We start from the raw sequence: 15,349 nt of genomic DNA on the forward strand, positions 1-15,349 counted from the left end.
GCTCACTGCCAGTTGGCGGCGATGACGGGGTTCAAAGTGGCAGCGTAGTCCGCCGGCAACGTGGTTTGTCCCGCAGCTGGCGGCGCAAAGGACGCCATGGCATTGACCAGGTTCTGCACTTGGCCGCTGGTCAGCGCAAGCTCGTTGCCACTCTCGAAGCGCTCCACTCGGTACTGAGTGCCCAAGTACCAGTTGGTGATGCTGAACTTGTCGCTGGTCCCGATAACGCTGACTTCAAGGTTGTTGCTCACTTGCCGGAACCACAATTGATCGGCAGCGATGTCTGCGCCGAACCGTGCGGTGTCTTGGTTGGTGGACGAGCTTCCGGTTTCCGCGATTGCATCGGTACTGTCGCCGCGCGCAAGCAGATAGACATCGTGTCCGTCGCCGCCCACAAGGACATCCCAACCCTTGCCGCCGATCAAGGTGTCGTTGCCTGCGCCTCCAGTCAACGTGTTGGCGGACGTGTTGCCGGTGAGCACGTTCGCCAATCCATTTCCGGTTCCGTTGATGGCGGTGTTCCCCGTCAATGTCAGGTTCTCAACGTTTGCACCGAGCGTACGAGCGACGCTGGACCGGATCAGGTCGACTCCGCCGTCCGCACCTTCGATCACCGAGTCGCTGGCGTTGTCCACGATATAGATGTCGTCTCCCAACCCGCCCAACATCGTGTCCGCCCCTGTGCCGCCGTTGAGCGCGTTCGCGGCATCGTTGCCAGTCAACGTGTTGGCAAGCGAGTTGCCGGTCGCGTCGATGGCAGCAGTGCCCGTAAGGGTGAGATTTTCGATGTTCGCTCCGAGCGTGAAGGTCATGCTGGACTGCACCGCGTCGGTGCCTTCGCTTGCATTCTCGGTGACAGTGTCAGAGGTATTGTCGACGAGGTACACGTCATCGCCTGCGCCACCCGACATAGCATCAGAGCCGATGCCGCCGTCTAGTGTGTCGTTACCGCCGCCGCCGCTCAAGACGTCGTTACCGGCAAATCCGAGGATGAGATCGTCGCCGACGGTGCCAGCCAAGGTGTCTGCACCTGCAGTGCCACGAATTCCTGGCTCAGCGGCGACGACGGTCAACGCGAACACATCGCTGGTCGACGCGCCAAACTGGTCGTGAGCGACCACACGCACCTGCAACGTGCCCGCATCCGCACCCGTTGGGGTGCCTGCAAACCTCTGCGTTGCAGGATCGAACGTCAACCAGGAGGGCAGCGCAGTGAGGTTCTCCAACGTCGCGGAATACGTCAGGACGGCGCCTGGGTCACCATCGGTGAACGAGCCGGCAGGCACTGTCCAATCAAACGGCGTAGCTGCGTTGGCACTCTGGTCAGCCAACGCGCTGGCGAGCACTGGAGCGTTGTTTCCGACCATGGCCGCGAGGTATGCATAGTTCCACACCGTCGGGGAGTCGGCGAAGCGCACCTCCTCTACCATCGCAGCATTCGCGCCGTTGTTGGCGAAGTAGCCATTGACCCGCACTTGATCAACGGTGCCGTTGATTCTGAGGATCAGGGCGTCGCCTTCGCGGACTGCGGAGACGTCCGCCACAGCGACCCCAGCCTTGAAAACGATCTTGTCCATGTTGTTGACGGTCGTATCGTTCTCCACCACGACGTCTTGCCCGTCGCCTCGTCCGAACAGGTAGGTGTCGTTGCCGGTGCCACCGACGAGCGAATCGTTGCCGGCGGCGCCATCGAGCGTGTCGTCTCCGGCCAAGCCGGTAAGCGAGTTGGCGCCCGCGTTGCCCGTCAGCACGTTGTTGGCGGTGTTGCCGGTGCCATCTATCGCTGTCGCGCCGGTCAATGCGAGATTCTCGACGTTGGCCCCTAGCGTGTAGGTGAGGCCGGAACGTACCGTATCGGTTCCGGCCGAAGCGGCTTCAGTCACAACATCGCCCGTGTTATCGACCACGTACGTATCATCGCCTGCACCGCCAGACATGGAGTCGGCACCCGCACCGCCATCGAGCACGTTAGAGGTTGCGTTGCCCGTCAGTGTGTTGGCCAACGCATTGCCGATGGCGTTGATCGCTGCCGTCCCGGTCAGGGTGAGCTTCTCAACGTTGTTCTGCAGCGCGTATGTTGCGCTGGACTGAACGGTATCGGTACCCGCACTAGCTGCTTCGATCACAACATCCGTTGCTTCGTCCACCACATAGGTGTCGTCGCCCATCCCACCCACCAAGGTGTCGACGCCTGCCCCACCGTTAAGCACGTTGGCAGCGGAATTGCCGGTCAAGCTGTTGTTGGAAGAATTTCCCGTTCCATTGATAGCTGCGGTCCCGCTCAAGGTCAGGTTCTCGACATTGGCGGCCAGCGTGTAGGTAGCGCTAGCCTGGACAGAGTCCGTTCCTTGACCAACACCTTCGTCTACAACGTCACCCGCGTTGTCGACGAAGTAAGTGTCGTCGCCGTCTCCGCCGATCAGCGTGTCGGCACCAGTTCCGCCCGTCAACACGTTGGCGGCTGAGTTGCCGGTGATCACGTTCGACGCAGAGTTGCCCGTTCCATCGATGGCTGCCGATCCGGACAGTGTTAAGTTCTCAAGGTTGGTCCCGAGCGTGTATGTGATACTGGATTGCACAATGTCCGTACCGGCGCCTGCGGCTTCCGTGATCACATCGCCAACGTTGTCCACGACGTACGTGTCGTTCCCGGTCCCTCCCACCATGGTGTCTGCACCAGCGCCACCGTCAAGTACGTTGGCGGCGCTATTGCCATTCAGCGTGTTGTTCGCGGCGTTGCCCGTCCCGCTGGTGGCTGCAGTCCCCGTCAGCGTCAAGGTCTCCACATTGGCTCCTATCGTATAGCTGACCGTCGCCTGAACGACGTCCGTCCCTTCTGCGACGATCTCAAGTATGACGTCACCGGCATCGTCGACAACGTAGGTGTCGTTGCCGGCGCCACCAGACATGGTGTCCGCCCCCGCAGATCCATTTAGGACGTTGGCAGCACTGTTCCCAGTTAGCGTGTTGTTGAGCGCATTGCCGGTCCCATTGATTGCGCCCGTCCCAGTCAACTCTAATGCCTCGACATTGATTGCCGCGGTGTAGGTCACGCTCGTTCGAATGGTGTCGTGTCCCTCGTCGAGTAGCTCCGTGACGATGTCGGAAGCATTGTCGACAATGTAGCTATCGTTCCCAGCGCCCCCAGTCATGGTGTCCGCCCCCGCCCCCCCGCTGAGTACGTTAGCAGCAGCATTGCCAGTCAACAGGTTTGCAGTTGCGTTGCCGGTTCCGTTAATGGCGTTTGCGCCTATCAACGTCAGTTGCTCTACGTTGGTTGCCAACGTGTACGTGACGCTAGATAGGACAAGATCAGTACCTGAGCTGGCGGCCTCGGTGACGATGTCTCCCGAGTTATCTACAACGTAGGTGTCATTGCCCGCACCACCTGCCATCGTGTCAGCACCAGCGCCGCCGTCGAGCACATTCGCGGACGAATTTCCTCTCAGGCTATTAGCAGAGTTGTTGCCTGCTGCGCTAATTGCAGCAGCACCCGTCAGTGTGAGGTTCTCAACGCCGCTCGACAGAACGTAACTCACACTGGACTGCACGGTGTCAGTACCTTCCCCGGCAATTTCGACTACCGAATCAGACACGCTCTCCACAATGTAGGTATCGTCTCCGGTTCCGCCGAACATGGTATCAGGGCCCGCGGCACCATCAACGGTGTCATTGCCTGCTTCACCATAGATTAAGTCGGCGGCATCCGTACCCGTTAGATAGTCTGCGTCGCCAGTACCACGAATGGCCGTTGACAGAGAGAACACGTCGTTTGTGGAGAGGCCATACTGATCAGTTGCCGTGACCCTTATCTGGAGAATCCCAGCGTCCTGCGGCGTGGGCGTACCGAAGAATCTCCGCGCCGCGGCGTCGAAAGTGAGCCATGCTGGCAATGCCTCCCCGCTTACCAAGCGGGCCGCGTAAGACAGGGTCGTTCCAGCATCTGGGTCGCCAAAAGCCGATGCCGAAAATTCCCAATCAAATGCTTGGTTTGTGCCTGCTACCTGATCGGGCAATGCGGCGAGGACAGCCGGCGATCGATTGGCTTGAATCAAATCCAGAACGACGGAATAATTCCATATGACTGCAGGCGCATCCGTGAAGCGGATTTCTTCGATATGCGAACCATTTATTCCCCCGGAGGCGAAGTAGCCATCTACTCTGACTTGGTCGGCCGTCCCTTTGATCGACAAGACGAGGGAATCACCTTCGCGTGAAATGGCGATGTCACTTATTGCAATGCCCGTCTTAAACAACAAGCGATCTTGATTGCCATTGGTGGCATCACCGTCCGCCAAGATGCTCTGCCCACTCGAACGGCCAAACAAATAAGTATCGTCGCCACTACCTCCTACGAGAGTATCCGCGCCGCCAGCTCCATCCAGGGTGTCGTTGCCAGCCATCCCTCTAAGGAGGTTATCACCGATGTTTCCACGCACCTGATTTCCTAGTTCATTCCCCGTGCCGCTGATGCCGACAGCGCCGGAAAGGCTCAGATTCTCGACGTTGGCACCCAGCGTATAACTTACCGCAGCAATGACGCCATCCGATCCCGCGTTTGCGCTCTCTCCCACGACGTCAAAGGCGTTATCAACAATGTAAACGTCATCGCCACTGCCACCTTGCATCGTGTCGGCGCCTGCAGAACCATCAAGCGTGTTTGCACCACTGTTTCCAGTGAGCGCGTTGTCAAGATCATTCCCAATACCGCTAACCCCGCCGGCCCCTGTCAGCAGCAGGCTTTCAAGGTTATCTCCGAGTTTGTAACTCACGCTCGATCGAACGATGTCAGAGCCTTGGCCAGCAAGTTCTTGAACAACATCGTCGAAGTCATCTACCGTATAAACGTCATTGCCGCCTCCTCCGATCATCGTGTCCGCACCGACTCCACCATCCAGCGCATTTGCTGCTGCGTTGCCAACGAGTTCGTTACTCAATGCGTTGCCAGTTGCGTTGATCGCGGCAGCGCCAACGAGCTGAAGCCGCTCGACGTTATCCCCTAAGGAATAGCTGATGCTGGATTGAACTAAATCGACACCCTCACCACGGCCCTCGACCACTGCGTCATAGCTGTTGTCCACGACATAGACATCATCACCTTCACCGCCGATCAAAGTGTCAGCCCCTAACCGGCCGTCGAGACGATCCTTGCCCCGACCGCCTGAGATCGCATCGTTGCCTGCAGTCCCAAGCAAATTGTCAGGCCCGTCCGTGCCTCTGATCATCTCCACCTGACCTGGTCCTGCGGTGACGAGTGTGAAAACATCGCTAGCGGACTGGCCCTTTGAATCTGTAGCCACCACTCTTATCTGAAGGGGGCCGAAAATCGAACCTGCGGCGTCAGCAGTGAAGGTCCGGCTTGCGCTATCGAAGGTCAGCCATGTCGGCAACGCCTCCCCATTGTCCCGCGTGGCGGAGTACGTCACAGCGTCATCTGAGTCTGGGTCGACGAATGCCGCCGCTGGAAAAGTCCACGAAAAGGCCGCTGAGGCCGTCGCCTGTTGGTCCGCAAGGGCTACTGCGACAAACGGACTAGAGTCCCCAATTGCCGAAGTAATAGACGCTAGATTCCAGATCGTTCCGTTCGCGAACCTAATTTCCTGAACCCCGCTGTAGGCCGGATCAAAAAAGCGCTGAATCAGTATGGAATCGGTACCGCTTCTAAAGTAGATAATTAGGTTATCCGGGTATCCCGATCCTGCCTCTACGCGCCCAAAGGAAATATCCCAGGGGGAAACGTCCTCCTTAAACCGAAGCACGTTGAAGCGATTTTCCTCGGCGTATCGCCAATACGAAATCACATCGCGACCATCGCCTTTCCCGAAAAGGTATGTGTTATTCCCATACCCCCCATCAAGTGCGTCGTTTCCAGCGCCGCCATCTAGCGTGTCATTTCCGGCGCCTTCCCAAACCGGGTATTCGAAGGACTCTCCCCCTAGGGTGTCATTGCCTTCACCTCCGAAGAGGGCGTCGTCACCGGAATTGCCATAGAGCCGATCGTTGCCCTCGCCTCCAGACATGGAGTCGTTCCCGAGACCGCCGGCAATCGTGTCATCACCTGCCAAGCCTTCAAAAGTATCATTCCGGCTGGTTCCATGTTGATCGTCATCCGCACTCGTTCCGAGGAAAGTACGCCTATGAATCTCCTCACGACCCCAAACGGTACCGTCGGCGAACAATATGGATTGAACGCCATTCCCTTCACTGACATAAAACCCACCAATCGTGATGGAGTCGGAGGAGTTCTTTATAGAGACCTTTAGCTCCTCAGAGTATGTGTAGGAATTGGAGAAAGATATGTCGTCGGGGCTGATGCCTTCCTTGAACCTCAATTGACTCAGTCCAAGCCCCCCCCCGATTGTGTCTTGGCCATCGCCTCTACCGAAGTAAATAACGACACTCCCCCCACCCCCGAGACGGTCGTCGCCCGCGCCTCCGTCCAAAGTTGCATTGCCGCTGCCGCCCGCAATGGTATCGTTGTCGTCACCCCCGTACAGGACGCTGCTCCCACTCCCGCCGATGATGTGATCATTGCCGTAGCCGCCCGATATAGTTACGGCGGCATCGGTGTAGACATAAATCACGTCGGAATTGGAGGTCGATAGCTGCCTAATATACTCCGCTTCAATTTGTCGAGCATCCCAAAAGGTGCCATCAGAAAATTCGAACTGCCGGACGCCAATGCCAAAACCGTCTTCAACCGTAATTGAATCCGCCGTTCCTTTGATCGAAACAACAAAGCGATCGTTAGAACTCAAATCAATATCCGACGGAGAAACACCGGCCTTAAACCGAATTGTGTTGTGGGGCTGGACTGCGGCACCAGCAGCAGACATAATCGTATCGCGCCCATCACCCCTGCCGAAGAGATAAATGTTGTTTCCAATGCCTCCATAGAGAAGATCATTACCGCCACCTCCATCAAGGACATCGTTTCCTTCGTGCCCATGTAAGCCATCCTCGCCCAAACCGCCAACAAGCGTGTCGTCCCCAGCACGACCAAAAAGACCATCCCTGCCATCTGATCCAGCCAGCGAGTCGCTGCCCAAACCGCCAGTTACATTAATTCCTTCAGGACCTTCATCCGAAGTGACAACCACTGCTCTCTGATAGATTTCGCTTAAGTTCCAAGTTGTACCATCGTCGAAAACAATGCTCTGCAACGTATTTTTCACTGTTCCAGCATCGTTATCCCAATACTCGAAATTTCGAATATCGATTATGTCGCGGCCATTGCCAAGCGAGATAGTTAGGTTGGAATATATCCGTGACATAGAGACAACGCCGGCAGATACCCCTTGCTTCAAGCGCAAAGTCGACTGTCGTCCAAAGTCAACTACGTCATGGTCGTCGCCAAAGCCGAACCGGTAGGTTGCGCCGATACCCCCGAAATACAGGTCTTTGCCCGCCCCGCCGTCGAAAATCGATCCTACCCCGTAACTAGAGAGTTGATCATCGCCCGCCCCGCCAATCAACAGGCTCCCGGCCCCACCTTCAGCTTCTAGGGTATCGTTGCCTGCCCCACCCACAAGGGTATCCCGCCCCCCGCGACCGAAGATCTGGTCGTCGCCAAAGCTCCCCGAGATTGAATCAGCATGGATAGTCCCAACAATTGAATCACGTCCGGAGGTTCCCGCGAAAGCTCTGCTTAAGATGTCAGCTACGCCCCATGTAACACCATTGCTAAATTCGATTTTTTGAACACCGTTAGCAACGGCATTTGCAACCTCGCCGTCGAAGAAACCTTCGATCGTGATCTTGTCAGACGTCCCATTGATCAAAATTTCCAGGTCGGTACTCCAGTTTCGTCTCAACAAGAGATCGTCCGGCAGCACTCCCTCCCCTAGGCGCAGGACGCTTTCGGTGGAACCTTCTCTCGCCGGTACTCGCTGAATTACATCGCGACCTGAACCAATGCTAAAGCTGTAGATGTTATTCCCTGCACCACCGCTAAGCGTGTCATTACCTTCGCCGCCATCTAGAAAATCATCTCCGGATTCTCCATATAGGCGGTCATTCCCCAGACCTCCAGAGATCAAATCGTCGCCATCGCCGCCGTCGAGACTGTCGTCACCGCTATCGCCCTTAAGCGAATCGTGGCCAGAAAGACCCAAAATGGAGTCATCGTCCTGCCCCCCCGACAACGTGTTAGCGGACACGGTTCCTCGCAATCGATCGTTTCCATCCGTACCAGAGTAGACGCGATTCAGAATTTCATCAAATCCCCAAATGGTCCCATCAAAAAACCGGATGGCCTGCAGGCTGTTTATCGGATTATTTGGGTCGTCAGAATTAAAGAAGTGCAGAACGGTTATTTTATCGTTCGTCCCCACAATTGAAATCTCGAGCGATTGGGAGGTCCCTGTTGCCGGATTCACCTGACGTAAGCGAACCTCCGATGCCAGGACGTTCGACCTGAACTGGAGAATATTGTGCCTTTCAAGCGTGGGGTCCCATGCATGCACAATTACATCTTGGCCATCGCCCTTCCCGAAGAGAAAGCTGTTGCGCCCTAGACCAGCGTCCAATAAATCGTCGCCTCTACCTCCGTCAAGCACATCATTTCCGTCATCTCCGTAGATCGCGTCATTCCCATCACCTCCGAGAATGTGATCATCTCCCGTGTTGCCTGCAAGGGTGTCGTTACCGCCTACTCCATATATAAGATCATCCCCGCCGCTTGCATAAAATGTATTCTCTTGAGAATCTCCAACAAAGAGCTCGCGTTCTTGGGTTCCCGACGGGGAGGGTGAGCTGAGCGTAAAGCCGGTTGCTTCAAATGCCCTCTCGATCTCAGAATCTTGAGAGGCGAGCACTGCCAAAGAATGCATCCGGTCGGTATTGCCGGAACCCATTCTGTCCAACATAGAGCCGTACGCGTTATAGAGGTCAATCCGAAGGACCGTCTCCTCATACAGTCCAGCCGTGCTTACTTCATCGATCGCGGCATTCATACGGTCTAAGTCAAACTTGACCCCGTTGTCCGTGATCATCACGTCTATCATGTCTATGTATTTAGACAAAAGGAGTGGGGCCATCATGTTTGATGACGCATCATCCACAATTCTGTTCCAAAGCGTCTCCAAATGCGGAGCGCCAGCAGAAGGAGCAGGGATACTAACGCGAATATAGCCCGCCTCGCTTGATGGAAATGCGATGCGATTTTCCTGAATAACGTGAGATAGCGGAACCCAGACTTCAACGGGCACTGTGCCGCCGACCGGGATCCCAATCTGGCGAGAGTTTTGAAAGTCGGCGTAGACAGTGGACCATTCAAGGAATGTGTGCCCAACGAAGGCCTCGTAGGCATGTGTTTTCTCTAGGCCACCGACCATACGCTCCCGCATGGCATCAAATTTCACCAGATCAGCAGCGGAGAGAGTTGTACGAAAGTTGGCGCGGTCCTCCTCGCCGGCCTTAATGGCAACATCTATCCAACTTCTCTCTTGTGCATCCAGCGGGTCGCTGAGGATAAGTCCGTAACCAGCGGCAAGGGCCTTTTTAGTGGCGCTGTCATATGCCGACTCATTGCCCCATACGCGCAGCAAGTGGCTGACGGCCTCCCTGAAATCGGTGCGACCAAGCGAATTGATTGCATCGTTATAAAGTTCGATGAGTTCTGGGTTTTGGGTTGCAGCTTCTCGCATATCCCGCACCCAGCCGCTACCGCTAATATTTTTTAATTCCTGAGCGGCCGCGCTAACTGATATTGGAGTGAATGTGCGGACAAAGATATTCTGAGCCAGAATAAAACTCCCGGCCTGCCCTTCCTGCCCGTCAGTGCGTATAAAACTGCCGGTTTGAACGAGAACTGCGTCGCCGTGGGATTTGTTGCTCGCCGAGCTGGCCAGTTTGATTTCCTTAACACCGGCGTCGGCTAGCGATTGGAGTTCTCCGGCCTGACTAATACCATCTTGATTTAAGTCGCGCCAAATCCTCAAGTTGGCATATTCAGCATCCTCAACATTGAACGTTCCATCTGCAGTACTGTCTAGCTCAGCTAGTGCTTCAAAGCCGTGAGCCGCTCGACTGCCGTCAGCAAGCAGAGTCTCATCGCCAAATAGTTCACGGCCGGAGTCGATTTGCCCGTTATTATCTCGATCCCAAGCTAGCAGGCCATCGTCTCCATTGACCCAGGCAGTTCCCGTTTTGATGGAGTCTCCGTTCGTATCGAAAAGAACCCCATTCGCCAACGGAGAGATCTCCAGGCCATCGCCATCCAAGTCAAGAATCAATGGATCAACATATCGAATTGTTTTTACCAATGGATCGGGCGTTGTTCCAATAGTGTGAGAGATCGCGCGAGGCAGCAGTGTGTTAGGGTCAAGGCCGGAGGTATCAATTATCGATTTCCCTCTGGCATCGTGAGTTATTTGCCATTCGCGGAATTGTTCGAACAAGTCAAAAAGTTGGTAGCTGTATTGCCCTGAAATATTGCTAGCTCCGTCGTAAGCGGATTTAAATGCATTCGAAAAAATTTGATCCGAGATCAGCGACGCAGCCGGCCCAAATGGCAGAGCAAGTAGGCCGGCAAGTTCGCCAAGAGCGCCGGCCACAACATCTCTCACGCTCGCGTTGATATCACTCTTACTAAAATTACCAACAAACTCTGAAAATGTTTGAACATCGAGCGCTCCCGATACAATCGGTGCTGCGCCGTCTGCTGCATTCTTGGTTGCAGTAAGGACTGCCTGTGCATTCTCGCCGTTAACGACCTTTGCTCCGTCAAAGACAGCGATGCCACTCTTCGTGATATGGACTACGTAACTCATTTTTTATCTCCAAAGTAGGCAATCAAGAGGAATATTAATGCGATGAACAACCAGTATGCAACGAGCCCTTGCCAACCGAAATTCCGCCAAATTAATCCGAAGATGAACCTCCAACGACCGTCTGGCTCAACACTTCTTTTCTGGATAAACTCCGACAGCGCCATAATGCCGCCCCCTAGGCCGAGAAATAGTGCTATTTGCGCTTTGCTTGATGTCGACATGTTGGTTTGATCACTTTGTTCCCGGCGCTGGCGCCCAAATAACCTGCATCGATTTAAGAAATGTTGGTTTTTTTAGTGCGAGGAAATTTCATGCACCAGACATCTACTCCGGCGAATACTAAATAAGAAATGGCGCCACTCAAGTTCTTATCTTTCTCTTAGGCTTTCGTTTTTCGCCCTTTGGACGGGACTGAGCAGATACTCAATGACCCTCCGCTTTTCCGTCTTTATTTCCGCAGTAACGTTCATGCCTGGACTAAGTTTGATTTTCTTTCCGTCCACATAAATCTCAAACTTGTGCAACTGCAGCGTCACAGGAAAAACCGCACCGCGCTTTTCATCGTTGACCGCATCGGACGTGACCAGCTTGACTGTGGCAGGCACGGTGCCATAGCGGGTGAAGTTAAACGTCTCCAGTTTGATCTCTGCTTCCTGCCCAGCGCTCACGAAACCGATGTCCTTGTTCTCCAGGGTGACTTCGGCACGGACCTCGGCCAGCTCGGGCACGATCACCATCAGCACCTGCGCCTCCGTCACCACCCCACCCTTGGTGTGCACTGCTAACTGCTGTACCGTGCCAGCTACTGGCGCGCTCAAGATCGTCAATTTTTCGCGCTGATGGGCCTTGGCCTGCTCTTGCACCGCCTGCGCGCGCGTGAGGTTTGCCCTGGTATGCCGATCGTGCAGTGCGCGGCGCATTTCAGCGAGGTAGGCCTTGCGCGCGTTGTCGCTTTCGCGGTAAGCGGCCTGGGCCTCCATCAAGCGCGCGTGCTGCGTAGCTAGGTCGCGTTCGAGTTCGATGCGCTCTCGCGTACGGTCCTGGCCGGCATGGCCTGCCATGAAACCCTGGTCGCTGAGCTTTTTGAAGTCCTCCTCGCGCTGCCGCGCCAACGGCAGCGTGGCCTCCAGCTTGGCCAGAAGGGCGCGGGCGGTTTCAATTTCCGCCTGGCGCCTGTCCAGCTCCGAGCCGAACTTGGCTAGCCGGGCCTGGATGTCGCCCCATTCCGCGTCCATCTGCGCGCGGGCGGCCTGTACTTCTGCGACGGGCCAGTCTTTGGGCAGCATTTGAGCGAACGAAGCGAAGACCGATGGCCGGCCTTGCACGGCCGCTAGCAGGGTGCTGCTGCGCAGGGCCTCGTATTGAGCGGCCTTGAACTGTTCCAGCACGCTAACCTTGTCGGCCATGGCGGCGGTCGGGTCAAGCGTGACCAGCGGCTGGCCGGCGACCACGTGATCGCCGTCCTTTACCAACACCTGCTGCACCACGCTGTTCTCGAGGGGCTGGACAAGCTTTGTGCGTTCGCTGACAACGATGCGCCCAGGTGCTATAGCTACGATGTCAACTTCGCCAATGCAACCCCAAGCGAATGCAACACAAAACAGCGCCATCAACGCAAACGCCAGTCGACGCGGCGCCGGGTGCACAGGAGTGTCTTGAAGGCTGAGCGCAGCGGGCAGAAACGCTGCTTCGTCTGCAAGTCGGCGAGGTCCAGCCAGTTCGCGACGCATCGCCCACGCAGCTCCAAACACGGCCCGGTACCGGTCCAACAGTTCGAGTGCCGGATGCTTCGCGCATGTCGCCTTAGGCTCGTCCGATGCCGAAGATTCAAGGGAATTGACGGCTTGAGTCATGCGCTGGCCTCGTCGACAGGTTGACGCGATTCCTGCATGCGCCAAAGGTGAGCGTAGATGCCCTGCTGCCTTTGCAAGAGGGCCTCGTGGGCACCCGCCTCCGCGATGCGGCCGGACTCCATCACGATGATGCGGTTTGCGTTCCGCACCGCTGAGAGTCGGTGCGCGATGATCAAAACGGTGCGGCCTTGAGCTATATCGCGCATGTTGCGCTGGACAATCGCTTCGCTCTCGTAATCCAGCGCGCTTGTGGCTTCATCCAGGATCAGGATGCGGGGATTTGTGAACAGCGCGCGCGCGATGGCGATGCGCTGGCGCTGGCCTCCCGACAGCGAGGCCCCCTGCTCGCCCACCACCGTGTCGTAACCTTCGGGCAGATCGCTGATGAAATCGTGCGCCCCCGCCAGCTTGGCCACGTGCACCACGGATTCAATGCTCGCGGCCGGATCCGCGATGGCGATGTTCTCGCGCACGCTTCGGTTGAACAGCAGGTTTTCTTGCAGGACTACGCCCACCTGCCGGCGAAGTTGGGCCGCGTCAATCAGGCTGATGTCGATGCCGTCCACGAGAACACGCCCTTGCTCCGGGCTATACAACCGTTGAACGAGCTTTGTCAGGGTGCTCTTGCCGGAACCGGACCGTCCGACGATGCCCAAGACTTCACCCGGCTGGATGTCCAGCTGGAGCTGATGCAGCACGGGAGAGGCTTCAGGGCGGTAGCGGAAGGTGACTCCGTCCAGCGTGATGCGGCCTTTGATGGGAGGCAGCTGAGCAGCGCTCGTGGGTGCAATCTCGGTCCTGGTGTTCAGGATGTCGCCCAGCCGTGCCACCGAGATCCCGGTTTGCTGAAAGTCTGTCCAAAGCTGCGCCATCCGCATGATCGGCTGCGCCACCCGGCCAGCGAACATGTTGAACGCGACGAACTGCCCCACCGTCAGCTGGTTGTCCATCACGAGGTGAGCGCCGTACCAAAGAGTCGCCGCGTTGACGAGCTTCCCGATGAGGTTGACCCCCTCATGGGCCCACGTGGCCAGGTTCTGCGTTCGAAAACCTGAGCTTACGTAACCAGCGAGCTGGTTGTCCCATCGACGGGCGAACGCGGGCTCCAACGCATGCGCTTTGACCGTCTGGATGCCGGTGACAGTCTCTACCAGCATGGCTTGGTTCTCTGCGCCGCGGGCAAACTTTTCGTCCAGACGACGGCGAAGGATCGGGACCACGGCCAAGCTCAAGCCGAAGTACAACGGGATGCTTGCCAGCACGATCAACGTCAAGGGCACGCTGTAGAAGAACATGACCGCGATGAAGACCGACGAGAACAGCACGTCGAGCACCACGGTCAGCGCGTTGCCGGTGAGGAAGCTGCGGATGTTCTCCAGCTCGCGCACGCGTGCAACGGAGTCGCCGACGCGGCGCGCTTGAAAGTACGCGAGCGGAAGCTGCACAAGGTGACGAAACAGCCGCGCCCCAAGTTCGACGTCGATGCGACTTGTCGTATGGCTGAACACGTAGCTCCGAAGACCGCTGAGGATGCTCTCGAAGATCACGACGACGAGCAAGCCGATGACCAAAACGTCGAGAGTTGTCATGCCCCTGTGGACCAGTACCTTGTCCATGACCACCTGAAAGAACAAGGGGCTGATCAGAGCGAACAACTGCAGCACGCAGGAGATCAACAGGACTTCGCCGAGCAAGCGCCGGTGTTTGACCAGGCTCGGGATGAACCAGGAGAAGTCAAACTTGGCAAGCGCACCGACGAGGCTCGCGCGGCTTTGCAGTAGGACCAGGTCTCCCGACCATTGCTCAGCAAAGCGATCGACCGGCTGAATTTGAGGGCGGGACGGCGAGGTGACGAAGTCCTGAATCAATACCCGTTTGCCATCGCACTGTGCCAATACGACGGCACGAGGTGCCCCCTCCGGATCGTGGATGAGCGCAAGCGCCGGCAACGGAACGTGCTGGAGCCGCTCTACCGAGGTTCGACTCCTTTTGGCTTGAAGCCCCAGTTGTCGGGCAGCCAGCAGCAATTCACGGACACCTCCCGACTCAGTAGGTCCCAAACCCATTTGGTGAGCCAGCGTGGCCGGGTCTGCGGCGACTTGGTGGAAGGCCGCCACGGCGCACAGCGCCTTAAAGGACGCGTGAGCGCTGAGAGGCTCCCCTCCCTCGCCCGAAACGCTTGGCGCGCCGCTACTTGCGCCAACTGGCGCTGCTGGTTTGGCTATGAACTCCACAGTGCCCTCTGTTGCAGTGTGTTCCGAACTGTGACACGAAGTGACAACAATGGCGTTGGGACGGAGCTGCGTTGCAGCGTGAATATTCACAAAATCGCTGGCCAACCGGGATACCGGTCAGGTGGCCGTCAGGTTTGAACCGACCAGCTCACCGAGAACATCCTTCTTCTTCTCGGCGTCGCGTTTGTGCGGATGGAGACCGATGCAACGAACGTGGGCGCCGTCGCAGCAAGCCAGTCGTGTCGGCGCATGTCTCCAGAGCTGAGCATCCGATGGTCCCGGTGATGCCTGCCCAGCGCTGTCGCATTTCAAGCACCCAAGACTTGAGCCTCGTGCCGACGACACCGCGAGAGCCCATCTCGGGTCGGCGCACTCATGGGTGCGCGCGTCAGGGTGTTGATTTCCACGTATTCCTGACCCACCATTTCCATCGAACTTTGACCCACCCTGGATAGAGCCCAGCAGGGCTCACGGTGTGGATAACTTCTTG

At 56.9% G+C, this 15,349-nt stretch carries 4 protein-coding genes; all 4 read right to left on the reverse strand.

Annotation, left to right across the window (positions count from 1 at the left end):
* Nucleotides 1-2: 2 nt before the first annotated feature.
* Nucleotides 3-10,772 carry a calcium-binding protein gene (locus ASF45_RS35395; RefSeq protein ID WP_156473057.1) on the reverse strand — a complete coding sequence of 3,590 codons (10,770 nt, stop codon included), beginning with the start codon at nucleotides 10,770-10,772 and terminating at the stop codon, nucleotides 3-5.
* Nucleotides 10,769-10,993 (reverse strand): hypothetical protein, encoded by a 225-nt coding sequence (locus ASF45_RS35400; RefSeq protein WP_156473058.1) that lies wholly within the window; start codon nucleotides 10,991-10,993, stop codon nucleotides 10,769-10,771. Before ASF45_RS35400 ends, ASF45_RS35395 begins: the two co-directional genes overlap by 4 nt.
* A 147-nt stretch (nucleotides 10,994-11,140) precedes the next feature.
* Nucleotides 11,141-12,625, reverse strand: a complete 1,485-nt coding sequence (locus ASF45_RS17650; protein WP_056665343.1) for an HlyD family type I secretion periplasmic adaptor subunit — start codon at nucleotides 12,623-12,625, stop codon at nucleotides 11,141-11,143.
* Entirely contained in the window at nucleotides 12,622-14,751 is a 2,130-nt protein-coding gene (locus ASF45_RS17655) for a type I secretion system permease/ATPase (RefSeq protein ID WP_162244020.1), read from the reverse strand. Before ASF45_RS17655 ends, ASF45_RS17650 begins: the two co-directional genes overlap by 4 nt.
* Nucleotides 14,752-15,349: the final 598 nt, after the last annotated feature.

The sequence above is a fragment of the Pseudorhodoferax sp. Leaf265 genome (genome assembly GCF_001422365.1).
Taxonomy (GTDB): Bacteria; Pseudomonadota; Gammaproteobacteria; order Burkholderiales; family Burkholderiaceae_C; genus Pseudorhodoferax.